This is a genomic window from Variovorax endophyticus (assembly GCF_025376855.1).
GTDB lineage: Bacteria > Pseudomonadota > Gammaproteobacteria > Burkholderiales > Burkholderiaceae_C > Variovorax.
This window is the reverse complement of the sequence record NZ_JAHUTH010000011.1, coordinates 75,986-97,229: the sequence shown is the minus strand read 5'-3', so window position 1 is coordinate 97,229 and position 21,244 is coordinate 75,986. Positions and strand designations below refer to the sequence as shown.

The following is a 21,244-nucleotide window of genomic DNA, read 5'->3' as shown; positions in this document are numbered from 1 at the left end:
GCGCCTGCTTCAGGCCGCCAGCGGCTCGGGCACCGCGGCCAGCAGCGAGCGCGTGTAGTCGTGCGCGGGCCGCGACAGCACCTCCTCCACCGGCCCCTGCTCGACCAGCCGGCCACGGTTGAGCACCAGCACGCGGTCGGCCACATGGCGCACGAGGTTGATGTCGTGCGAGATGAACAGCAGCGCCGTGCCCAGCCGCGACTGCAGCTCGGCGATCAGGTCGATGACCTGGGCCTGCACCGAGACGTCGAGCGCCGACACCGGTTCGTCGCAGACGATCAGCGCGGGCTGTGCCGCGAGCGCGCGCGCGATCGCCACGCGCTGGCGCTGGCCGCCCGAGAGCGAACGCGGAAAGCGCTCGGCCAACTCGGGCGCCAACCCTACCTGCTGCAGCAGCGCCGCGATGCGCGCGCCCACCTCGGCGCGCGGCAGGCCCTGCAGGTTCTCGGCGATCACCTGCGACACGCGGTAGCGCGGATCGAAGCTGCTCAACGGATCCTGCGGGATGTACTGCAGCCGTGGCCGCAGCGGCCGCCGCGCGGCCTCGGAAGTGCCCGACCAGGGCTGGCCCAGCAGCCGCACCGTGCCCGCGTCGGGCTCGAGCAGGCCGAGCACGATCTTCGCGCAGGTGGACTTGCCCGAGCCAGATTCGCCGACCAGGCCGAGCACCTCGCCGGCCGCGATCGAGAACGACAGGTCCTCGAGCGCCACGAAGTCCTCGCGCGGACCCAGACCGCGCCGCACCGCGAAGCGCTTGCCGATGCCCCGGACCTCGAGCACCGGTGCCTGCGCGGCCGGCACCGGCGCGCGCGGCGGCAGCGGCTCGCGCACGATGCGCAGCCGCGCCTCGGGGCCCGCGCCGGTTGACTCGAAGCGCGCCGACGACAGTCGGCTGCCGCGCGAGGAGGTCGAGGGAACGGCCGCGATCAGCTGCCGGGTGTAGCCATGGCGCGGGCTCGACAGCACGTCGCGCACCGGGCCTTGCTCGAGCACGCGGCCGTGGCGCATCACCAGCACACGGTCGGCGATGCCCGCCACCGCCGACAGGTCGTGGCTGATCAGCAGCAGGCCGCTGCCTTCGTCGTGCACGCGCCGCGCCAGCACCTCGATCACCTGCTTCTGCAGCGCCGCGTCGAGCGCGGTGGTGGGCTCGTCGGCCACGATCAGCGGCGGCAGGCCCGCGATGGCGGCCGCGATCAGCGCACGCTGGCGCAACCCGCCCGAGAGCTGGTGCGCGTACTGGCCGATGCGGCGTTCGGGATCGGGCATGCCCACGCGCGCGAGCGTTTCCAGCACGCGCCGGCGCACCGCCGCGCGGCCGCGCAGCAGGCCGTGATGCTCGAGCACCTCGCCGACCTCGCGGCCGATGGGGCGCAGCGGATCGAGCGACACCAGCGCGTCCTGCATCACCAGCCCCGCGAAGGTGCCGCGCAGGCGGCGCCAGTCGGCGGCATCGAAGCGGTTCGCGTCGCGCCCGTCGATCAGGAATTTGCGCGCGTTCACGCGCGTGCCCGGCCCCGCGAGCGCGAGCAGGCTGCGCGCGGTCACGCTCTTGCCCGAGCCCGACTCGCCGACCAGCGCCACGCATTCGCCGCGCGCGATGCGCAGGTCGAGCGCCTCGACCACGGTGCGCTCGCCCGCGGGCGTGTCGAAGCGGACCGTAAGGCCTTCCACATCGACCAGCGGAACATCGCTCATGCCGGCCTCCCCTCGAAGCGCCGCTGCAGATGGTGGCCGAGCACGGTGAACGAGATCACCGTGAGCGTGATGGCCGCGCCCGGGAACACGCCGGGCCACCAGGCCACGCGCAGCACGTCGCGGCTCTCGGCCAGCATCACGCCCCACTCGGGCGTGGGCGGCTGCGGGCCGAGGCCCAGGAAGCTCAGGCCCGAGGCCGCGAGCACGGTCGATCCGACGTAGACGGTGGCGGTCACGGGCACCGCCACCAGCACGTTGGGCAGCAGATGGCCGAAGAACACCTGGGCGCGGCTGCGGCCGTAGATGTAGGCATGGGTCACGTAGTCGGCCTGGCGCACGATGCGCGTCTGCGCGCGCGCCACGCGCGCGAACTTCGGAATGCCCGCGATGCCGACCGCGAGCGCGATGTTGGCCAGCCCCGGGCCCAGGAACACCACCACCAGCATCGCCAGCAGCACGCCCGGAAAGGACGAGATCACGTCGAACAGCCGCGACAGCCCCTCGTCGAGCAGCCATTGCTTCTGGCCCGCCACCAGGCCCAGCAGCACGCCGGCCAGCACCGAGATCGCGGTGCCGCCGATGCCGATGAACAGCGAGTAGCGCGCGCCATGCACGGTGCGCGAGAGCACGTCGCGGCCGAGCCGATCGGTGCCGAAGGGATGCTCGGCGCCCGGCGGCTGCAGCACCGCGAGGAAGTCGCCCTCGAGCGGATCGAGCGGCGCCAGCCAGCGCGGCGCGACGGTGGCGATCACCAGCAGCGCGACGAACAGCGCCGACAGCAGCACCGCGAGCGGCGGCAGGCGCCGGCGCGGCGCGCTCGACGCGGGTGCGCCACCCGCGGGCAGCGCGACGGTCTCGGATGCGGAAGTCATGATGCCTTGAGCCTCGGGTCGATCAGTGCATAGAGCAGGTCCAGCAGGGTGGACGCCGCGACGTGGATGAAGGCCGCCAGCAGCACCACCGCGAGCACCACGGGCGCATCCTGGCTCAGCACCGCGTTGAGCGTGACCGTGCCCAGGCCGGGCCGGCCGAACACCTTCTCGGTGATGACGGCGCCGCCGAGCAGGCCGCCGATGATCCAGCCGCCGAGCGTGACCACGGGCAGCGCCGCATGGCGCAGCACGTGCCGCAGGCGCAGCCGCAGCTCACCCAGGCCGCGCGCGCGCACCGTGACCACGAAGGGCTGCTCGAGCGCGCGCTCCATCGCCTCGCGCAGCACCTGCGCCAGCAGGCCCGCGGTCGGCAGCGCCAGCGCGGTCGCCGGCAGCACCAGCGCGCGCCAGTCGGCCGCACCCGAGACCGGGAACCAGCGCAGCGTGAACGAGAAGGCCATCAGCAGCAGGATGCCGAGCCAGAACACCGGCGTGGAGGCGAACACCAGCTCCAGCATGGAGGCCGCCGCGCGCGCGAAGCGCCCGCGGCCCGAGGTCAGCGTGGCCACCACCACCGCGAACAGCAGCGCCAGCACGCCGGCCGCGAGCGCGAGCTCGACCGTGGGCCACAGCTGCGCCATCACCACGCGCGCCACCGGCTGGCGCAGTTCGTACGAGGTGCCGAAGTCGCCGCTGGCGATGCGCGCCAGGAAGCCCAGGTACTGCTCCCACAGCGGGCGGTCCAACCCCCACTCGGCCGCGATGGCCTCGCGCAGGCCCGGGTAGTCGAGGTCGCCGGCCAGGATGTCCTCAACCCGGCCCGGCAGCGCATGCAGGGCCAGGAAGGCCGCGGTGGCGCTGCCCCACGCCACCAGCAGGCCGGCGCCCAGCCGCGAGATCACCAGTCGCCACATGACGGGCTCAGCGCTCCGACAGCCACACGTCGTGGAAGTTCGACGGCGAGTCGAGCTGCGTCTCGAACGACAGACCGCGCACCCGGCTCTTGGCCGCGAGCTGGTAGTTGGCCGAGAACAGCGGCACGATGATGCCCTGGTCCACCGCGTGGCGCTGCGCGGCGTCGACCAGCTTCTTCTTCTCCTCGAGATTCGTGGAAGCCAGCGCGTCGTTGATGTAGCCGAACAGCGTCCTGTCGCCCTTGTCGGCCACCGCGCGGATGAAGCCGCTCTCGCCGATGTTGCCCTGCAGCTCCTGCGCCGCGTCGGCCGGCAGGTAGGTGTTGGGATAGATGCTCCACGAGCCCTTCTGCAGCTGCTGCGCCCACTCGCCGCCGGTGACGAAGCGCAGCCGCAGGTCGAAGCCCAGGTTCTTGCGCAGCTGCGCCTGCAGGCCCTGGATCAGCACGTCGCGGTTGTCGCGCACGAAGGGCTGCGGGTAGCCGACCTCGATGGTCAGGCGCTGGCCGTCCTTGGTGCGGAAGCCCTCGGCGTCGCGGCCGGTCCAGCCCGCTTCGTCGAGCAGCTTGTTGGCCGCGGCCGGGTTGTTGCCCCAGCTGCCTTCGAGCGCCTTGTTGTAGAAGAAGCTGTCGGGGCCGATGTTCGACCAGGCGCGGCGGTAGGTGCCGCGGTAGACGCTCTTGACCAGCGCGTCGATGTCGGCGCCGTCGCGCAGCGCGCGGCGCACGCGCACGTCGGTGGCCGGCGGGATCGTGTAGTTGACGTTGAGCGTGAACGAGGTCTGCGCGCCCGCGGGTCCGACCAGGAACTGGAAGCCCGGCTGGTCCTTGAACAGGCCCACGTCGGTGGGCTGCACGCCCTCGATCACGTCGACCTGGCCCGAACTCAGCGCGCCCGCGCGCACCGCGTACTCGGGCAGGAAGCGCACCGTCACGCGGTCCAGCCAGGCCGGGCCCTGGTGCACCGCATAGCCGGGTGCCCACTGGTAGCGCGGGTTGCGCGCGAAGCCGGCCGACTGGCCGCGCACGTAGTTCTGGAACAGGAAGGGGCCGCTGCCCGCGATGGCGGGGCCGCCGCCGCACAGGTCGTCGCCCGACTGCAGCGACTTCGGCGAGATCAGGCCCAGCCGCACGCTGGCGATCGATTCGAGCAGGCCCGAGTCGGGCCGGGCCAGCTGCAGCCGGACCTCGCTGGCCGACACTACCTGCACGCGCTCCACGGCCTTGAGCAGTTCGCCGGCGGCATTGGTGTTCTTCGTGTCGCGCACGAAGTCGAAGTTGAACTTCACGGCCGCCGCGTCGAGCGGCGTGCCGTCGTGGAACTGCAGGCCCGGCTTGAGCTTGAAGGCGTAGGTCTTGCCGTCGGGCGAGACGCTCCACTCCTGCGCCAGCCAGGGCAGGAACTTGCCGCCCTTGCCCTTGGCGACCAACGAGTCGATGTAGTTGCGGATCAGGATGTAGGAGTTCTGCTGCGTCGAGCGGTGCGGGTTGAAGCAGATCGGATCGGTGGTGACGCCGAAGACCACCTCGCCGCCCTGGCGCGGCGTGTCGGCGGCCAGCGCGAGGTTCATGCCGCAGGCCGCGAGCAGGCCGGCCTGGAGGATGCGCGGCAACGCGCGCCGCGGGGAAGCAAGGACAAGGGAGATCTTCATGACGACGGAAAGGAACGTGGGAAAGCCGCGCGGACGAATCCGCGCCAGGAGGAGAGGACAAGGAGTCGGCGCGCGCGGCGCCGGCCGTGCAGGCCCGGGCGAACGCCCGTGCACGGGCAGCGCCGATCTTCGAAGCTCAGGGCTTCGCGGCTAACGAAAGTTTTCGCAGAAGCTATCTCGCTTAGCGCGAATGGAGCGCTTCAGCGCCTTTCATCCGCTCAATCCAGAAGTCCGTCCCAGTAGAGACGCGCTGCAGCCAGCACGGTCCGCATCTGCGTCGTGTGCGCGAGCCGGAAGGCCGCGCCGCGCACGGTCTCGTCGGGGAACTCGCTGACCAGCGTGAACGGCACGGTCGAACGCTCGTCGGTGATCACCATGCAGGGAATGCCGTTGATGGGCGCGAACGGCAGCTCGCCGACGTGGGCATGCCACATGCGCTGCTGGAGCGCATTGAACGCGGCCAGTTCAGCCGAGCCCGCGAGCAGTTCCTTCGTGAGCGCATCGAGGAAGCGCAGGCCGTCGTGGCCCCGGTGCTGGCGCAGGATCAGGAAGAAGCCCTTGGGCACCGTCCACAGCTCGCTGCCGCGCGGCACGTAGCCGGCGCGCGGGCGCGTCCATTCGTGCGCCGGGTAGCCATGCAGGCTCAGGTGCAGGCGCGCGCCGGTGCGCGCGATCGCCTCGAGCCGCGGCGCCTTCTCGCCGAAGGGCGGCTTGGTGCGCGCCTCGAGGTCGTCGCCCAGCGCGGTGTAGCGCGCGGCATGCGCCATGTGCGTGGGATCGGTCTCTTGAAGCCGGTGATGCAGCGCCGCGCCGTCGGGGTTCTCGAGCGCGACCAGCGCATAGTGCGCGCCGGGCAGCGCGTTGAGCAGCGGCGCCGCGCGCAACGCGCCGACCACGCCCGAGCTCTCGTTCGCATGCTGGCCGGCCGTGACCACCAGGCCCTGCCGCGTGCCGCGCACATGCAGGCCCGAGACCGGACGGCCCTGGAACGAGGTCACGCCGAAACGCTCGCCGGGCAGGCGCGCCATCGCGGCCTCGACCTCGACCGGGGCCAGCGAGCGGTCGGCGCTGTCGAGCACCAGGGTGGCGTCGACGGGCGGGTCCACCCGCCGATGCGCGGCCAGCCGCACCGTGACGCGCGTGTCGTCCTCGCTGCGCGAGATCAGCGGCACGATGTGGCCGGGCTGCAGCGTGCGGTCGGCATCGTCGAGGCCGGCGCGCGCCTTGAAGAACTCGAGCGCGCCGTAGTAGCAGTCCTCGTGCAGCGCCTCGAAGGTGTCGATGGTCTCCTCGCCGAAGGGCAGCCGGCGTTCGATGCCGGTGGTGGCGATCGCGATCTCGAGCGTGTCGAACAGCGGCAGCGTGTAGCTCCAGGCATGGCCGCGCACCGCGTCGAGCGCGGCCGCGCAGGCGGCCTCGAACTCGGTGGGCAGCGCGGCGTCGTGCACCAGCGCGTCGCCGTCCCAGACGCGCAGCCAGCCGCAGGGCGAGGCGGTGGCATCGTTGGGCGCGAACACGCGCCACTGCCGTTCGCCGGCGGTCACGAGGTGCTCGCCGGGCAGCTCGCCTTCGGCGAAACGCAGCGCGACGCCCTCGCCGAGCAGGCCGGCCAGCGGATAGGCCTCCAGGCGAAAGCGCTGGCCCTGGCCCGCGGGCGTGCGGACCTCGATCGAGGTCGCCCCATCGTCCTCGAATTCCTCGAGAAAGAAATGCACCAGCGGCTTGTAGGCGCTGCGCAGCACGGCCTGCACGCCCGCCGCGGCGAGCGCCTGCTCGGCGGCGCGGCGCATCGGCGCGTCCTCGAACAGCCAGGCTTCGATGCGCGTGACCGGGTGGGCGCCGAAGCGCTCGACCAGTTGCACCAGCGTGCGGGGGAAGGTGGCGTCGAGCAGCAGGGTCATGGCGGGAAGAATAAACCGCCTCGCGGCGTGGGGTTACCAACGGGCAGACACGCGGCCCCGGGGACGGGCGCCCCCAGTCTTGGCCCTCGGGCGCGCAATGCAAGCACGGAATCCGCATACGTTGAACCGTTTTCGTTCTTTGGCCCGCAGGTGGGCGCACGCTAGCCTGCGCCGGCTCCCGACTCACGGGGACCCCTCATGGAAAGCCTCGCCTCGATGTCTCATGTCTTCGACAACCTCCCGCTGCCCACGGCACCCGCTGCCGTCGAGCCGGCCGCCAAGCCGTTGCCGCCGCGCCGCGCGCCACGCGTGCTGTCGCGCAACCAATTGCTGCTGATCTCCTGGCTGGTGCCGGCCCTGGTGCTGGTGGCGTGGGAGCTGGCGGCGCGGGCCGGCTATCTCTCGATCCATGTGCTGCCCGCGCCCAGCAAGGTGGCGGCCACGGCCTGGGGCCTGATCCAGGAAGGACGGCTGATCAGCGACATGGGCACCAGCCTGCTGCGCGCGGCCACCGGCTTCGTGATCGGCGGCTCGATCGGCTTCGCGCTCGGCACGGTGGTGGGTTTCTCGCGGCTGGCCGAGGCGCTGTTCGACCGCAGCATCCAGATGATCCGCGCCATTCCCTTCCTCGCGATGCTGCCGCTGGTGATCGTCTGGTTCGGCGTGGACGAGGGCGGCAAGATCTTCCTGGTGTCGCTGGGCGTGATGTTCCCGATCTACATCAACACCGTGCTGGGCATCCGGCAGGTCGACCCCAAGCTGCTCGAGCTCGGCCGCGTGACGGGCCTGAGCAACGCCACGCTGATCCGGCGCATCGTGCTGCCGGGCGCGCTGCCCTCGATCCTCGCGGGCGTGCGCTATGCGCTCGCGGTGGCCTGGCTCGCGCTGGTGATCGCCGAGACCATCGCCACCAGCTCGGGCATCGGCTATCTCGCGATGGATGCGCGCGAGTTCCTGCGCACCGACGTGATCGTGCTGACCATCGTGGTCTACGCCACCATCGGCGTGGCCTCGGATGCGGTGGCCCGGCTGCTCGAACGCCGGCTGCTGGCCTGGCATCCCAACTATGCGGCGGGAGAGCGGCGATGAGCGCGCAACCATCGCAACCCGAGGCCCCCGCCGTCGTCGTGCACGGCCTGCAGCGCCGCTATGGCGAGCGCACCGTGATCGGCGGGCTCGACCTGCGCATCGCGCGCGGCGAGTTCGTCGCGCTGCTCGGCGAGAGCGGCTGCGGCAAGACCACGCTGCTGCGCGCGCTCGCCGGCCTCGATGCCATCGACGGCGGACGTATCGACGGACCGCGCCAGCCCGCGGTGGTGTTCCAGGAACACCGGCTGCTGCCGTGGGATTCGCTCTGGCGCAATGTCTCGCTGGGCCTCGACGAGGCTACCGGCAAGGCGCTCGCTCAAGCTGCGTTGGCCGAGGTCGGCCTCGGCGACCGGCTCGACGACTGGCCGCGCAATCTCTCGGGCGGCCAGGCGCAGCGCGTGGCGCTGGCGCGCGCGCTGGTGCGCGAGCCCCGGCTGCTGCTGCTCGACGAGCCCTTCGCCGCGCTCGATGCGCTCACGCGCATCCGCATGCATGGCCTGGTGAAGGAACTGGTGCGCCGCCACCGGCCCGGCGTGCTGCTGGTCACGCACGACGTCGACGAGGCGGTGGCGCTGGCCGACCGCGTGCTCGTGATGCGCGACGGCGCGATCGCGAGCGAATACGCCGTGTCGCCCGAGGCCAATGCCGGGCGCACGCATCCCGATGCCACGGCGCTGCGCGAGGCGCTGCTGGCCGAGCTCGGCGTGGCCGCGGACAGCGTGCACGGCTGAATCCCCTTTCGTTTTCTTCCTCTTCTCTCCATGACCTCCTCGTTCTCCCCGGCCTCGCGCCGCAGCTTCCTGCAGACCGCCGTCGTCGGCGCCGGCGCCCTGGCCACGGGCCTGGCCCAGGCGCAGGCCGCCGCCCCGGCCAAGGCCACGCGCAACACCGACACCGTGCGCCTCACCTGGGGCCGCGGCGGCCTGCCCGCGCTGGCGAAGAACCGTGGCGAGTTCGAGAAGCTGCTCGCCAGGGACGGCATCAAGGTGCAGTGGATCGGCCCCTTCCCCAACCATGCGCCCTCGCTGCAGGCCGTGACCGGCGGCAGCGCCGACTTCGGCTTCGGCGGCAGCACCACGCCCGCGCTGGCCGCCATGCTCGCGGGCTCGCCGCTGGTGTTCACGCAGTTCGCCATCGTCGAGCCGCGCAGCACCGCGATCATCGCCAAGGACGGCTCGGGCATCGACAAGGTGCAGGACCTGGTGGGCAAGTCGGTCGCGGTCAACCGCTCGGGCCTCGGCGAGTTCCTGCTGGTGGCCGCGCTCGAGAAGCACAACATCGACCGCGGCAAGGTCAAGTTCGTCTATCTCAATCCGCCCGACGCCGGCCCGGCCTTCGCGCAGGGCAAGATCGACGCCTGGTCGATGTGGAGCCCGGGCGTGGACATCGCGCGCACCGAGTACAAGGCGCACGACGTCTTCTTCGAGGGCCGCGACCTCGACTTCCTGATCGACTTCAACTCCTACGTCACGCACCGCAAGTTCGCCGAGGAGAACGTGGCCATCGTGCGCGCCGTGAACGCGGCCTACGCGGCCGAGGCGAAGTGGATCAGCGAGCATCCGGTGGAGGCCGAGACGCTGAACCAGCAGGACGCGGGCTACAGCGACGCGGTGCGCGACACGCTGGTCAAGCTCAAGCGCCGCTGGGACGTGCGCGGCGTGCAGGACGCGAAGTTCCTGCAGGAATTCCAGAAGGCGGCCGACTGGCTGTCGGAGCGCAAGATCCTGCCGCAGAAGGCCAGGGTCACGGACTACCTCGCGCGGCTGTGAAGACGGGGCGACGCCTCGCGGCAGGAAGGCGACGGCCTCTCAGCCGCAGCGCGGCTCGCCGGCGCGGGTGCAGATCGGCACGAAGATGCGCGTGCCCGCCCGCTGCACCAGCAGCGCCGCCGTGCCGTCGGCCGTGTCGAGCTGCTGCGCCAGCGCCTCGGCGCTGTCGATGGGCTGGCCGTTGAGCGCGAGGATCAGGTCGCCCGGCTGCACGCCCGCGCGCGAGGCCGCCGCGTTCACGCGCTGCACCAGCAGGCCGCCCTCCACGCGCAGCAACTGCCGCTCGGCCGGCGCCAGCGGACGCACCGCGAAGCCCAGGCGCGACGGCGCGCTCGCGGCACCTGTCGCCAGCGGCGGCGTCTCGAAGCCGTCGACGCGCACCTCGAGCACCTGCTCCGTGCGGTCGCGCCACACCATCAGGCGCACGCTGTCGCCCGGCGTCTGCTCGGCGATGAAGCCCAGCGCATCGGCCGCCTGCACCACCTCGCGGCCCTGTACCGCCAGGATCACGTCGCCCGGCCTCAGCCCGCCGGTCTCGGCCGCGCCGCGCGGCTCCACGTAGTTCACCAGCGCGCCGGCCGGGCGCGGCAGCCGGAAGGTGTCGGCCAGCGCCTGCCCCATTTCCTGCACCGACACGCCGATGCGCCCGCGCGTGACCTTGCCGGTGGCCAGCAGCTGGTCCTTGATGCGCATGGCCGCGTCGATCGGAATCGCGAACGAGAGGCCCTGGTAGCCGCCGCTGCGGCTGTAGATGCGCGAGTTGATCCCGATCACCTCGCCGCGCAGGTTGAACAGCGGCCCGCCCGAATTGCCGGGGTTGATCGGCACGTCGGTCTGCAGGAACTGCATGTACTCCGCGCCCGGCAGCAGGCGCCCCTTCGCGCTCACGATGCCGGCCGTCACCGAGTTGCCGAAGCCGTAGGGCGAACCGATCGCCACCACCCCGTCGCCGGGCTCCACGCTCGAGGGCTCGCCGATGCGCACCGTGGGCAGGCCGCTCGCATCGATCTTGAGCAGCGCCACGTCGGCCACCGCGTCGAGCCCGACCAGGCGCGCGCGGAACTCGCGCCGGTCCGGCAGCTTCACCGTGATCTGCGTGCCGCGCGCCACCACGTGCGCGTTGGTCAGGATCAGCCCGTCGGCGCTGATGAGAAAGCCGGTACCCAGGCTGGCCTGGTCGGTCTCGGCGGGCTGCGGCTGCGCGCCGGGCACCAGCAGCAGCCAGCGGTCGCTGAGGCGGCGCGCCGGCGCCGAAGGCCGCTCCACGCCGATGTGGACCACGGCCGGGCCGTAGCGCTTGACCAGTTCCGCGAGCCCCGAACTCGGCCACGGCATCGCCGCCTGCAGCGGCCCGCCGAACGCGAGCCCCGCGAGCGCGACCGCCAGCGCCGCGCAGAAGCGCCACGTCCGCGTGCTCGCTCTGGCGGCGCGCGGCGAGAGTCTGGCGGACGAGACGGTCATGGCGGTCTTTCAGGAGCAAGGTGGGCCCAGCCGCACGACGCGCCGACGAACAGGGTCGAGGCGCGCGGAAGGCGTGGGCCTCGAAGACAAGACGGTCCGGCGCTTGCCGGACTGCGCTTTGTCATGAAAATTTCATGAAAGGCCGGGCGCCGACGCCGCGTGCTAACGTCGACGCCAAAGGGGCCTCGGCCGAGGCCCCGACCACTCCGACGAAGATGGGATCGATGAGCCTGACCCGCGCCTGGTCGCGCCTCCAGTCGCTGCGCGACCAGCCGGCCCGCAGCGATGTGCTGCTGACGCGCGCGGCCCTGATCCTCTGCGTTCCGATCATGCTGGCCTACGGCTGCGCCGGGCTCGTCTATGGCGAGCTGCCGATGCTCACGCCCTTCGGCTTCGTCGAGATGCCCGGTGCCTGCGCCTGGCTCACGGCCGCGATGGCCTTCGCGCTCGCGGTGCTGGCGACCGACTGGCTGGTGCGCGGCGAGCTCGCCACCCCGCGTGCCTCGGTGATCGTCACGACGCGCTCATGGCGCGTGGGCGATCCGCCGATGCCCGCCCTGCCCCCGCATGTGTGGCCGCAACCGCGCAGCTCGCCGCTGCGCATCGCCTGCCTCGGCATCGCGGCGGTGGCCTGTGCCTCGGCGCTGGTGGGACGCATCACGCTCGCGCTGGGCTGGCAGGCCTTCGCGCGGCCGGGCGGGCTGGCGCCGAACGCGGAATGGCCGCTCTATCCGCTGCAATGGCTCTGGCCCTGGCTGCTGCCGCTGACACGCCAGCCCGTGCTGCTGGGCACGATCGTGGTGGGCGCGGTGCTGCTGCTGGCCGCCTATCTGCTGGCATGGCGCAAGGTGCGCGGCGCCTGGCTGCCGTTCATCACGATGCTGCCGCTGCTGTTGGCGGTTCATTTCCTCGGCGCGGCCGGCTTCGATTTCGCGGCCGCGCGAGGCCTCGGCGGGATCGTCGAGCCCGAGCTGTCGGCCGCGCTGGCGCAGCGCCCCGGGCACTACAACATCCACACCTTCCTGAGCCTGTGGGGCGCCATCGGGGCGCTCACGGTCGGGATGATCGGGGGCTTCTGGCTCGAGAGTTCGTCGGTGCTCGAGGAGGACTGACCCGGGCGGCAGCGATTCAGCTCCGGCGCGCGATGCGCATGATGGCGTCGTAGATCTCATGCTCCGCGTCCGCCGGCTCGATCTCTCCCGCGGCGGCCGCGAACGACACGGCCTCGGCCGTGCCCAGCATCGCGCGCATGCCCGCCAGCGCGAGCGGCTGTTTCGCGAAGGGCTGCAGCGCATCGCGGCACTTGGCGAGGAACAGCGCCTCGTGCTCCTTCTTGAGCGCATCGAGCTCGGGCGAACCGGCCAGCGCAGCGCTCACGCCGGGCATCTCGCGGCCCATCTCCATCACGCAATTGACGTAGGTGGCGGCGATCACCTTGGCCACGGCCGGCAGCGACCGGGCCGCGACCCGCAGGGCCTCGTCCATCAGCGCGTGCTGCCGGCCGTCGTACTCCTCGTAGAGCACGCCGAGCAGCCCGGTGCGCGTGCCGAAGTGGTCGTAGACCACGGGCTTGGTCACGCCCGCGCGCTCGGCCAGGTAGCCCAGCGTGAGCGCGTCGGTGCCCTCGCCGCGCACGATGGACCAGGCCACGTCCATGAGCTGGCGGTTGCGCTCCTCCTTGGGCAGGCGCTTCTTCGCCGCGACGGGCGCGGGCGGTTTCGGGGGGTTGCTTGACATGATTAACCTACCAAAGGTAACCTACAGAAAGTAATCTACCAACAGTAGTTTAAATCCATCCGCAAGAAAGGAAGCTCCATGCACGCCCTCGTCGTCGTCAGCCACCCCGATCCGAAATCGCTCACGCATGCCGTCGCGCGCGCCTACGCCGAGGGCGTGGCGGCCTCCGGCGACCACAGCACCGAGATCGCCGACCTCGCCGCGGAGGGCTTCCAGCCGGCCTTCGGCCAGGCCGACGCCACCGCCTACCTGCTGCAGGCGCCGCTGCCGGCCGACGTGCTGCGCGAGCAGCAGCGCATCGACCGCGCCGACGCGCTGGTGCTCGTCTATCCCGTCTACTGGTGGTCGTTCCCGGGCCAGCTCAAGGGCTGGATCGACCGCGTGTTCTCCAACGGCTGGGCCTACGACGAGCGGCCCGACGGCTCGCTCGGCAAGCGGCTCGGCCACCTCCCGATCCACCTGATCGGCATCGGCGGCGCGGACGGCGGCACCTATGCGCGGCACGGCTACGACAAGGCGATGCGCACGCAGATCGACCACGGCATCTTCGATTTCTGCGGCGCGCCGGTGCGCACCTCGGAGTTCCTGGTCGATGTGAATGGGCAAGGCGGGGCCGCGCATCTGGTCACCGCGCGGGGGCTCGGCAGCAACGCCTTCGCGAAGGAAGCGTCGCAACGAGCGGCTGCCGAGCTGGCGGGCTAACCCCAGGCTCAGCCCTTCGCCAGCCGCCGCCGCGCCTTCACCGCCGAAGCCAGCCCCTCGAGCACCGGCACCGTCTGCGCGAAGCCGATGCAGGCATCGGTGATCGAGACGCCGTGCTTGAGCGCCACGCCGGGCTGGAGGTCCTGCCGCCCTTCCTCGAGGTGGCTCTCGATCATGAGGCCGGTGATGCGCCGCTCGCCGCCCGCGATCTGCGCCGCGACGTCCTCGGCCACCACGATCTGGCGCTGGTGCTGCTTGCTGCTGTTGCCGTGCGAGACGTCGATCATGACCTGCGGCCGCAGGCCGTTCGCCAGCAGCGCCTGGCAGCTGGACTCGACGTCGGCGGCCGAATAGTTGGGCGCCTTGCCGCCGCGCAGGATCACGTGGCAGTCGTCGTTGCCGCGGGTCTCGAAGATCGCCGCCATGCCCATCTTGGTCATGCCCATGAAGGCATGCGGCGCGCGGGCCGCGAGGATGGCGTCGGCCGCAACCTTGACGCTGCCGTCGGTGCCGTTCTTGAAACCGACGGGGCAACTGAGGCCCGAGGCCAGTTGCCGGTGGCTCTGGCTCTCGGTGGTGCGCGCGCCGATGGCGCCCCAGGCGATCAGGTCGGCGATGAACTGCGGGCTCAGCAGGTCGAGGAACTCGGTGCCGGTCGGCAGGCCCAGCGTGGTGAGCTCGAGCAGCAGGCGCCGCGCGCGCTCCAGGCCTTCGTTGATGGCGAAACTGCCATCGAGGTGCGGGTCGTTGATGTAGCCCTTCCAGCCCACGGTGGTGCGCGGCTTCTCGAAGTAGGCACGCATCACGATCAGCAGGTCGTCCTGCAGCGAATCGGCCACCCTCTTCAGGCGCTGCGCGTATTCGATGGCCTGGTCGTGGTCGTGGATCGAGCATGGGCCGACCACCACCACCAGCCGGTCGTCGCGGCCGTGCAGCACGTCGGCGATCGCGGCGCGGGCGCCCTCGACCAGCGCCAGGGTGTTGTCGCGCACGGGCACGCGCTCCTGCAGCAGCGCGGGGGTCATGAGCGGGCGCACGGCGCCGATGCGCACGTCGTCGATCCGGGTGGTGTCGAGCGTGCTGTCGCGGGAGCCGATTTCGGCGTCGTGGAGGGGGTCGTCGAGGCGGGGCATGGTCGTGGGTGGAATGTCGGAGGGCCCGCCGATTGTCCCCGAACGCACCCATGGCCCTCAGAGGAAGCGCGCGCGCCTTTCGTCGCGCGGGCCGACCGCGAGGTCCTCCGACAGTCCCTTGAGCACGGCATAGCCGGCCTGGAGCGCATCGAGGTAGGTGGCAAATCCCGCCGCGGCTTCGAGCAGGCGCTCGTACTCGGGCGAACCGTCGAACGACTCGAGCAGCACCCAGTAGTACTCGCTCGTGTCGTGTTGTTCCACCGTCAGCGCGATGGAGATGAGAGGGCCGAACATGCGGGGATGCTCGCAGTCCCGCATGACGGTCTGAAGAAAGCTAGATCTGCAGGACGGGGAACGACTTCACGAGGTCGTCGAGCGCCTTGAGTTGCGCCATCAAGGGCTCGAGCTGGTGCAGCGGCAGCGCGCTCGGTCCGTCGCACTTGGCCTGGGCCGGATCGGGATGGGCCTCGATGAACAGGCCCGCGAGGCCCAGCGCCATGCCGGCGCGCGCGAGGTCCACGAGCTGTTCGCGGCGGCCGCCCGAGGCGGCGGCGCCGGCCTCGCGCTGCTGCAGCGCATGGGTCACGTCGAAGATCACCGGCAGGTCGCCCGTGGTCTTCTTCATCACGCCGAAGCCCAGCATGTCGACCACGAGGTTGTCGTAGCCGAAGCAGGTGCCGCGGTCGCACAGGATGATCTGCTCGTTGCCCGCTTCCCTGAACTTCTCGACGATGTTGAACATCTGGCTCGGGCTCAGGAACTGCGGCTTCTTGATGTTGATGACGCGGCCGGTCTTCGCGAGCGCCACCACCAGGTCGGTCTGGCGCGCGAGGAAGGCCGGCAGCTGCAGCACGTCGACCACCTCGGCCACCGGCGCGGCCTGGGCCGGCTCGTGCACGTCGGTCAACACCGGCACGCCGAAGGCCGTCTTCACCTCCTGCAGGATGCGCAGGCCCTCGTCGAGGCCGGGGCCGCGGTACGAGTGGATCGACGAGCGGTTGGCCTTGTCGAAGCTTCCCTTGAACACGTAGGGAATGCCGAGCTTGCCGGTGACGCGCACGAATTCTTCGGCGGTGCGCAGCGCCAGGTCCTTCGACTCGAGCACGTTGACGCCGCCGAACAGCACGAAGGGGCCGTCGTTGCGCACGCCGATACCGGGGGGGATGGTGACGTTTTTCATGGGGGAGCTCCTGTCCTGAATCTTGGGGCCTATTGTCGGCGCTCCCGGCGGCCGAGCCCCAGGCCGGGCGTTCAGGGCATCTTCACGGCGATCTGCAGCAGTCCGCGCAGGTGGCGCGGCCCCAGGCGCGCGTCGTTGGCCGAAATCAGGCACAGCGCGCCCAGGTGCGGCTCGAGCGGGCCACCGTTCTTCTCGTACAGCACCAGCGCCTTCTCGCCGATCGTGCTGTTGTAGAGCTCGTTCCAGCTGAAGATGGCCTGGTAGCCGTCGTCGCCCAGCGCGACCACCACGCAGCGCTTGAGCTCCGAGCGCGGCCGCTCGGAGAAGCCGCAGGCATCGAGCACGTCGACCAGCCGCGCGCCCGCGTAGCTGTCGACCTGCGCCACGGCGCGGCCCGAATAGCACAGCACCTGGGTCGGGCCGAGGTCGTGGCGCGCCATGCGCTCGAGCGCCTCGCGCGAGAACGCGGATGGCCGCGGCACGCCGCCGAGCACATGCAGCAAGGCACCTGCGCGCGGATTCGGGCTTTCTTCGCCCGCGAAGCGACGCTGCTCCACGGGCACAACGGCATCCAGGCTCATCGTGGTTCCTCGGTGATCGACAGGTGGCAGGCCGGCATTCTGCGCGGCGCGCCCGGTCGGCGCGATCCGCTTCGGCGTATGGCCGCCATCCGCGAAACAGGATTTCGCCATATTCCAACTGACATAGCGAAAACCGGAATCTACCCCGATCCGATGCCCCTTGCGGCTCAGCGCCCCAGCCGCGGCCCGGCCATGATGATGAACATGCCGAGCAGGCTGACTCCCACGCCCACCCAGTCGGTCACGCTCGGCTGCACCTTGTCGACCGCCCAGAGCCACAGCACCGCCACGCCGATGTAGACGCCGCCATAGGCCGCATACACCCGGCCCGCCGCGGTCGGGTGCAGGGTCAGCAACCAGGCGAACAGGGCCAGCGAAACCGCCGCGGGCAGCAGCAGCCAGGCCGAATGGCCCTGGCGCAGCCAGAGGTAGGGCAGGTAGCAGCCGATGATCTCGGCCAGCGCGGTGGCGACGAAGAGGGCGAAGGTCTTGAGCAGGTCCATGCGGGGATTCTCGGCGCGGATCGCGCCACCGCCGGCCGCTCGGGCCCGGCGCGATGCCAGGCCCGCGACACCCCGGCTAGGTATACTTTCCGACACATTTTTGCGGCAACCGGCCCCCGCTCTCACGGGAACACGCACACAACGCCGGTGCCTCGGGAGGACCTCATGGACGAGCACACGGGATCGCGGCGCGAACCGCAGTGGACGGGAGACATCGCAGCCGCGGCCCCCGGCTGGGAGCCGGGCTTCCTGCGCGACGACCGCGAGCGCGGGCGCAAGGCCGGTCCGCTGCTGTGGGGCCTGGCGGCCCTCTCGCTGGCGGCGCTCGAGGCCACCACGCTGTTCTTCGGACGCTCGGAAGCCATGTCCCCCGCGTTCCGCATCGGCACCGCGCTGGGCGCCCTGCTCTGGCCCTTCGTCGTGGTGCTGCTCTACTCGCTCTGGGACCACCGCTTCAGCCAGCGCCGCGGCGTCAAGGTCTTCGCCTGGACCTGCCTCGTGCTGGCGGCCGTGTCCTTCGCGAGCATCGCCACCACCCGCGGCTACTGGCAGCGCTGGCTCAACAAGGACAACCTCACCGCCGAGGACTTCCGGCGCCAGGCCGGGCGCTGCGCGCGCGAAGCCGACCTGGCCTGCGAGGAAGCCAACTGGCAGGACTACGTGCGCCTGTTGCCCGGCGACACCCTCGGCCTCGCCAACCTCGGCATGGCGCAGGCCCGGCGCGGCAAGCACCAGCAGGCGGTCGAGAACTTCGAGCGCGCGGAAGCGCTCGGCGAAGGCGCCTACGACCTGTTCGCGTTCCATGCCGACAGCCTCTCGAAGCTGGGCCGCGGTGAGGAGGCCATCGCGTGGTCCTACAAGGCACTGGCGGCGCAGCCCGCGCTGGTGGACGTGCGCGCCAAGCTCGCGCGGCTGCTGGTTGCGGCCGGCCGGCCCTACGAAGCCCTGTCGCTGCTGCAGGCCTATGACAGCCAGGCCCAGGCGCGCGGCAGCCCGCTCTATTTCGCTGGACAGCGCATCGCCATCGAGACCGCCATCGACCAGAACGGCGGCGCAGCGGCCCCGGAGCGCGCCGGCCTGCGCCTGCCGGCCTACGGTGGACACTTCTTCGCGCCGGTCAACCTCGGCGAAGCCAAGGCCATGGCCTTCATGGTCGACACCGGCGCCACGCGGCTGTCGCTCGCGGAAGAGACGCTGCGGCAATCGAAGGTGGCCTACCGCGTCGTCGACCCCAACGTCAGGATGTTCACCGCCGACGGCCGACGGGTCGTCGCCAAGGCGATCGTGATCGACGCCATCCGCATCGGCCGTTTCGAGCTGAAGAATGTGCAGGCCATCACCTGTGCCGACTGCCTGCCGCTGCTCGGGCAGTCGGTGCTGTCGATGTTCGACATGCGCTCCAGCAAGGTCCAGGGGCTGGAGTTCATGACGCTGGTGAAGCGCGGCGGCTGAAGGCCGGTGCTCGAGCGCGACAAACCCTGCGGAACCCCGAGAAGAAAAGACGCGCAGGAGGACGCGATGATCTCACCGACCCGGCTGCGCCACATCGCGCTGGCCCTCGCCTGCGCCTGCACCGTGCCCCATGCGCTTGCAACCGATTGGCGCCGCGTCGGTAACCCGACACCGGATGGCGACAACATCTACCTCGACGTGAACGGCCCCACGCGGGAGCCGGGTGGCCATGTCGTCGCGAGCCTGCTGTTCGACTATGGGCAGGAACATCGGACCGCCGACGGTCGCGCCTATGGGTCCGACGTCCGGATCACGCGGATCGATTTCCAGCGGGAACGCCTCGCGGACCAGAGCATCGTGAGCTACGCGGGACGTGCCAGCCAGGGACCGGTGGTTCGACGCATGGTGCGCCCTCCCTCGGAGGCCGAGGCCGCCATGGAACCCGCGCTCCAGCATTCCACCGGACAGGCCATCGTCTGGGCAGTATGCGAACTCATGGTGCGCGGCAAGCCGCGGGGCTACAAGCCACCGCCTTGAGCCGTCCGGCGCCGGCCTCAGCCTGTCGTGCTCGCTGGCCGCTCCTCCTGGAACAGCCGCTCCAGCATCCGCGCCAGCCGGTCCACGTCCACCGGCTTGGTCAGGTGCCCGAGGAACCCAGCCTCGAAGCTGGTGTCGCGGTCGCTGGGCTGGCCGTAGCCGGTCACGGCGATCAGCGCGGGCGGGTCGACCAGCTCGGCGCGCAGCCGGCGCGCGACCTCGTGGCCGTCGATGCCGGGCAGGCCGATGTCGAGCAGCACGACGTCGGGCCGGCCGGCCTTGACCGCCTCGATGGCGGCGAAGCCGTCGTGCACGACCGCGCTGGCATAGCCGAGCGCGTCCATCAGCAGCGCCATGGTCTCGGCGGCGTCCTGGTTGTCGTCGACCACCAGCACCAGCCGTTCGCCGGGCGCCCGGCCCGATGCACCCTCAGCCGACAGCGGCTGCGCCACGGCCGCCAGGTTGACGACAAATTCGCTGCCCTCGCCCGGGCGCCCGCTGCTGAACACGCTGACGCGGCCGCCGTGCAGCGCGACCAGCTGCTGCACCAGGCTCAGCCCGAGGCCGAGCCCGCCCTTGGAGCGCGCGGCATCCTGCTCGCCCTGCACGAACAGGTCGAAGATGCGGCGGATGTCCTGCGGCGCGATGCCCGGGCCGGTGTCGCGCACCGCGATCTCGGCCTCGATCGGGCTGGCGTCCGCGGTGCCGGGCGCGGCGGGGCCGAGGCCGAGCCGCAGTTCGATGCGCCCGCCGCTGTCGGTGAACTTGGCGGCGTTGTGCACGAGGTTGCTGACCACCTGCACCAGCCGCGCCCGGTCGCCCGTGACCCAGGGGTCGGCGCCGTCGACCTGCAGTTCGAGCTGCTGCGACTTCAGCGCCATCAGCGGGCGCACCGTCTCGACCGCGTCGTGGATCACGTCGCGCAGCCGCACCGGCTTGGCCTCGAGGTGGATCTTGCCGCTGGTGATGCGGCCCACGTCGAGCAGGTCGTCGATCAGCCGGGTCATCTGCCGCAGTTGCCGGTCGATGATGTCGCGCGTGCTGTTGAAGATGCGCGACTCGATCTTCTCGCGCTTGAGCAGCTCGAGCGCGTTCGAGATCGGCGCGAGCGGATTGCGCAGTTCGTGCCCGAGCATCGCGAGGAAGGTCGCCATGCGCCGGCCCTCGTCCTCCAGCGCCGTGATGCGGCGGCGCTCGCTGAGGTCGCGCGTGACCTTGGCGAAGCCCTTGTGCTGGCCCGCCGCGTCGTACAGCGCCGTGATGACCACGCTGGCCCAGAAGCGACTGCCGTCCTTGCGCACGCGCCAGCCCTCGTCCTCGAAGCGGCCGTCGCGCAGCGCGTTGCGCAGCTCCTGCGCGGGCCAGCCGCTGGCCGCCACGTCGGGTGGGTAGAAGGTCGAGAAGTGCCGGCCGATGATCTCGGCCGCCTCGTAGCCCTTGTTCTTCTGCGCGCCCGCGTTCCAGCTGATCACGTGGCCCGCGGGGTCGAGCATGAAGATCGCATAGTCCTTCACGCCCTCGACCAGCAGCCGGAAGCGCTCCTCGCTCGCACGCAGCAGCTCGTCCTGCTGGCGCCGCGCGCTGAGGTCGCGCGTGATCTTCGAGAAGCCGCGCACCCTGCCGTCGGGCCCGATGAGCCGCGTGATGACCACGCTGGCCCAGAAGCGCGAGCCGTCCTTGCGCACGCGCCAGCCCTCGTCCTGGAAATGGCCCGCCTCGCGTGCCTGCGCGAGTTCCTGGCCGGGCGCGTCGCGCTGCTGTGCCTCGGCCGGATAGAACATCGAGACATGGCGGCCCAGGACTTCGGCGTCTTCGTAGCCACAGACCAGCCGCGCGCCGGCGTTCCAGCTCAGCACCATGCCGTCGGGGTCGAGGAAGAAGATCGCGTAGTCGGTGACGGCGTCGATCATCTGCCGGTGATCGGCGTCCGACAGGTTGGCGAGGGACAGCCGCTCGGTCGCGGCAGGGTCTGGCATGTTGTTTGTTCTCTCGGACAGTGGGGCGCGCCGGCTCTCCCCCGCGGGTGGACCGGGGAGTATTCCTCCGCCCATCGGGCCGATCCGT

General features: G+C 71.2%; 20 protein-coding genes. 7 read left to right on the top strand and 13 right to left on the bottom strand.

Annotated features, from left to right (window positions below; genetic code table 11):
- Positions 1-9: 9 nt before the first annotated feature.
- From KV106_RS16485 to KV106_RS16465, 5 genes are all read right to left on the bottom strand, one after another.
- Positions 10-1,698, bottom strand: coding sequence for a dipeptide ABC transporter ATP-binding protein (locus KV106_RS16485; protein ID WP_261211130.1), 1,689 nt, complete (start codon positions 1,696-1,698; stop codon positions 10-12).
- Positions 1,695-2,570 carry an ABC transporter permease gene (locus tag KV106_RS16480; RefSeq protein ID WP_261211129.1) on the bottom strand — a complete coding sequence of 292 codons (876 nt, stop codon included), beginning with the start codon at positions 2,568-2,570 and terminating at the stop codon, positions 1,695-1,697. Before KV106_RS16480 ends, KV106_RS16485 begins: the two co-directional genes overlap by 4 nt.
- The gene (locus KV106_RS16475) at positions 2,567-3,484 is read right to left on the bottom strand and encodes an ABC transporter permease (RefSeq protein WP_057591208.1); all 918 of its coding nucleotides are present in this window, start codon (positions 3,482-3,484) and stop codon (positions 2,567-2,569) included. Before KV106_RS16475 ends, KV106_RS16480 begins: the two co-directional genes overlap by 4 nt.
- Positions 3,485-3,491: 7 nt before the next feature.
- Complete coding sequence (locus KV106_RS16470; protein WP_261211128.1) at positions 3,492-5,135, bottom strand: ABC transporter substrate-binding protein; 1,644 nt, start codon at positions 5,133-5,135, stop codon at positions 3,492-3,494.
- Positions 5,136-5,353: 218 nt separating this feature from the next.
- Positions 5,354-7,036, bottom strand: a complete 1,683-nt coding sequence (locus tag KV106_RS16465; RefSeq protein WP_261211127.1) for a M14 family metallopeptidase — start codon at positions 7,034-7,036, stop codon at positions 5,354-5,356.
- Positions 7,037-7,252: 216 nt separating this feature from the next.
- Here KV106_RS16465 and KV106_RS16460 point away from each other — a divergent pair, with 216 nt between their 5' ends.
- The 3 genes from KV106_RS16460 to KV106_RS16450 are packed head-to-tail and all read left to right on the top strand — an operon-like array spanning position 7,253 to position 9,894.
- Positions 7,253-8,125: an ABC transporter permease subunit gene (locus tag KV106_RS16460; RefSeq protein ID WP_409976531.1), complete on the top strand. Its 873-nt coding sequence runs from the start codon at positions 7,253-7,255 to the stop codon at positions 8,123-8,125.
- The gene (locus KV106_RS16455; RefSeq protein ID WP_261211125.1) at positions 8,122-8,856 is read left to right on the top strand and encodes an ABC transporter ATP-binding protein; all 735 of its coding nucleotides are present in this window, start codon (positions 8,122-8,124) and stop codon (positions 8,854-8,856) included. Before KV106_RS16460 ends, KV106_RS16455 begins: the two co-directional genes overlap by 4 nt.
- Positions 8,857-8,886: 30 nt before the next feature.
- Positions 8,887-9,894, top strand: a complete 1,008-nt coding sequence (locus KV106_RS16450; protein WP_261211124.1) for an NrtA/SsuA/CpmA family ABC transporter substrate-binding protein — start codon at positions 8,887-8,889, stop codon at positions 9,892-9,894.
- A gap of 39 nt (positions 9,895-9,933) precedes the next feature.
- Here KV106_RS16450 and KV106_RS16445 read toward each other — a convergent pair whose 3' ends face one another.
- Positions 9,934-11,229, bottom strand: a complete 1,296-nt coding sequence (locus KV106_RS16445; RefSeq protein ID WP_409976530.1) for a trypsin-like peptidase domain-containing protein — start codon at positions 11,227-11,229, stop codon at positions 9,934-9,936.
- Between the two features lie 350 nt (positions 11,230-11,579).
- Here KV106_RS16445 and KV106_RS16440 point away from each other — a divergent pair, with 350 nt between their 5' ends.
- Complete coding sequence (locus tag KV106_RS16440) at positions 11,580-12,467, top strand: hypothetical protein (protein ID WP_261211121.1); 888 nt, start codon at positions 11,580-11,582, stop codon at positions 12,465-12,467.
- 16 nt (positions 12,468-12,483) lie between these two features.
- Here the strand turns inward: KV106_RS16440 and KV106_RS16435 are convergent, their stop codons facing one another.
- Positions 12,484-13,092 (bottom strand): TetR/AcrR family transcriptional regulator, encoded by a 609-nt coding sequence (locus KV106_RS16435; RefSeq protein WP_261211120.1) that lies wholly within the window; start codon positions 13,090-13,092, stop codon positions 12,484-12,486.
- Between the two features lie 78 nt (positions 13,093-13,170).
- On the opposite strand from KV106_RS16435, the gene KV106_RS16430 reads away from it, so the two are divergent.
- Positions 13,171-13,794, top strand: a complete 624-nt coding sequence (locus KV106_RS16430) for an NAD(P)H-dependent oxidoreductase (RefSeq protein ID WP_057591216.1) — start codon at positions 13,171-13,173, stop codon at positions 13,792-13,794.
- A gap of 8 nt (positions 13,795-13,802) precedes the next feature.
- On the opposite strand, the gene KV106_RS16425 is transcribed toward KV106_RS16430, so the two are convergent.
- From KV106_RS16425 to KV106_RS16405, 5 genes are all read right to left on the bottom strand, one after another.
- On the bottom strand, positions 13,803-14,927 hold the full coding sequence (locus KV106_RS16425; protein ID WP_261211119.1) for a 3-deoxy-7-phosphoheptulonate synthase: 1,125 nt from the start codon (positions 14,925-14,927) through the stop codon (positions 13,803-13,805).
- Positions 14,928-14,984: 57 nt separating this feature from the next.
- On the bottom strand, positions 14,985-15,221 hold the full coding sequence (locus KV106_RS16420; protein WP_057591218.1) for a hypothetical protein: 237 nt from the start codon (positions 15,219-15,221) through the stop codon (positions 14,985-14,987).
- A 40-nt stretch (positions 15,222-15,261) separates the two neighbouring features.
- Entirely contained in the window at positions 15,262-16,107 is an 846-nt protein-coding gene (gene kdsA / locus KV106_RS16415) for a 3-deoxy-8-phosphooctulonate synthase (RefSeq protein ID WP_261211117.1), read from the bottom strand.
- A gap of 71 nt (positions 16,108-16,178) precedes the next feature.
- Positions 16,179-16,688, bottom strand: coding sequence for a hypothetical protein (locus KV106_RS16410; RefSeq protein ID WP_261211116.1), 510 nt, complete (start codon positions 16,686-16,688; stop codon positions 16,179-16,181).
- Positions 16,689-16,855: 167 nt separating this feature from the next.
- Entirely contained in the window at positions 16,856-17,191 is a 336-nt protein-coding gene (locus tag KV106_RS16405; RefSeq protein WP_261211115.1) for a YnfA family protein, read from the bottom strand.
- Between the two features lie 165 nt (positions 17,192-17,356).
- On the opposite strand from KV106_RS16405, the gene KV106_RS16400 reads away from it, so the two are divergent.
- Positions 17,357-18,643: a retroviral-like aspartic protease family protein gene (locus KV106_RS16400; RefSeq protein ID WP_261211114.1), complete on the top strand. Its 1,287-nt coding sequence runs from the start codon at positions 17,357-17,359 to the stop codon at positions 18,641-18,643.
- A 66-nt stretch (positions 18,644-18,709) separates the two neighbouring features.
- A complete protein-coding gene (locus KV106_RS16395) occupies positions 18,710-19,180 on the top strand; it encodes a surface-adhesin E family protein (RefSeq protein ID WP_261211112.1) in 471 nt (156 codons plus the stop codon).
- A gap of 17 nt (positions 19,181-19,197) precedes the next feature.
- On the opposite strand, the gene KV106_RS16390 is transcribed toward KV106_RS16395, so the two are convergent.
- Positions 19,198-21,156, bottom strand: coding sequence for a PAS domain-containing hybrid sensor histidine kinase/response regulator (locus KV106_RS16390; RefSeq protein WP_261211111.1), 1,959 nt, complete (start codon positions 21,154-21,156; stop codon positions 19,198-19,200).
- Positions 21,157-21,244 lie beyond the last annotated feature (88 nt).

What these genes read in the sequence shown, in the direction of transcription:
- KV106_RS16485 (WP_261211130.1), bottom strand. Translation starts at nt 1,698, where the DNA reads ATGAGCGATGTTCCGCTGGTCGATGTGGAAGGCCTTACGGTCCGCTTC.
- KV106_RS16480 (WP_261211129.1), bottom strand. Translation starts at nt 2,570, where the DNA reads ATGACTTCCGCATCCGAGACCGTCGCGCTGCCCGCGGGTGGCGCACCC.
- KV106_RS16475 (WP_057591208.1), bottom strand. Translation starts at nt 3,484, where the DNA reads ATGTGGCGACTGGTGATCTCGCGGCTGGGCGCCGGCCTGCTGGTGGCG.
- KV106_RS16470 (WP_261211128.1), bottom strand. Translation starts at nt 5,135, where the DNA reads ATGAAGATCTCCCTTGTCCTTGCTTCCCCGCGGCGCGCGTTGCCGCGC.
- KV106_RS16465 (WP_261211127.1), bottom strand. Translation starts at nt 7,036, where the DNA reads ATGACCCTGCTGCTCGACGCCACCTTCCCCCGCACGCTGGTGCAACTG.
- KV106_RS16460 (WP_409976531.1), top strand. Translation starts at nt 7,253, where the DNA reads ATGTCTCATGTCTTCGACAACCTCCCGCTGCCCACGGCACCCGCTGCC.
- KV106_RS16455 (WP_261211125.1), top strand. Translation starts at nt 8,122, where the DNA reads ATGAGCGCGCAACCATCGCAACCCGAGGCCCCCGCCGTCGTCGTGCAC.
- KV106_RS16450 (WP_261211124.1), top strand. Translation starts at nt 8,887, where the DNA reads ATGACCTCCTCGTTCTCCCCGGCCTCGCGCCGCAGCTTCCTGCAGACC.
- KV106_RS16445 (WP_409976530.1), bottom strand. Translation starts at nt 11,229, where the DNA reads ATGCCGTGGCCGAGTTCGGGGCTCGCGGAACTGGTCAAGCGCTACGGC.
- KV106_RS16440 (WP_261211121.1), top strand. Translation starts at nt 11,580, where the DNA reads ATGAGCCTGACCCGCGCCTGGTCGCGCCTCCAGTCGCTGCGCGACCAG.
- KV106_RS16435 (WP_261211120.1), bottom strand. Translation starts at nt 13,092, where the DNA reads ATGTCAAGCAACCCCCCGAAACCGCCCGCGCCCGTCGCGGCGAAGAAG.
- KV106_RS16430 (WP_057591216.1), top strand. Translation starts at nt 13,171, where the DNA reads ATGCACGCCCTCGTCGTCGTCAGCCACCCCGATCCGAAATCGCTCACG.
- KV106_RS16425 (WP_261211119.1), bottom strand. Translation starts at nt 14,927, where the DNA reads ATGCCCCGCCTCGACGACCCCCTCCACGACGCCGAAATCGGCTCCCGC.
- KV106_RS16420 (WP_057591218.1), bottom strand. Translation starts at nt 15,221, where the DNA reads ATGTTCGGCCCTCTCATCTCCATCGCGCTGACGGTGGAACAACACGAC.
- kdsA (WP_261211117.1), bottom strand. Translation starts at nt 16,107, where the DNA reads ATGAAAAACGTCACCATCCCCCCCGGTATCGGCGTGCGCAACGACGGC.
- KV106_RS16410 (WP_261211116.1), bottom strand. Translation starts at nt 16,688, where the DNA reads ATGAGCCTGGATGCCGTTGTGCCCGTGGAGCAGCGTCGCTTCGCGGGC.
- KV106_RS16405 (WP_261211115.1), bottom strand. Translation starts at nt 17,191, where the DNA reads ATGGACCTGCTCAAGACCTTCGCCCTCTTCGTCGCCACCGCGCTGGCC.
- KV106_RS16400 (WP_261211114.1), top strand. Translation starts at nt 17,357, where the DNA reads ATGGACGAGCACACGGGATCGCGGCGCGAACCGCAGTGGACGGGAGAC.
- KV106_RS16395 (WP_261211112.1), top strand. Translation starts at nt 18,710, where the DNA reads ATGATCTCACCGACCCGGCTGCGCCACATCGCGCTGGCCCTCGCCTGC.
- KV106_RS16390 (WP_261211111.1), bottom strand. Translation starts at nt 21,156, where the DNA reads ATGCCAGACCCTGCCGCGACCGAGCGGCTGTCCCTCGCCAACCTGTCG.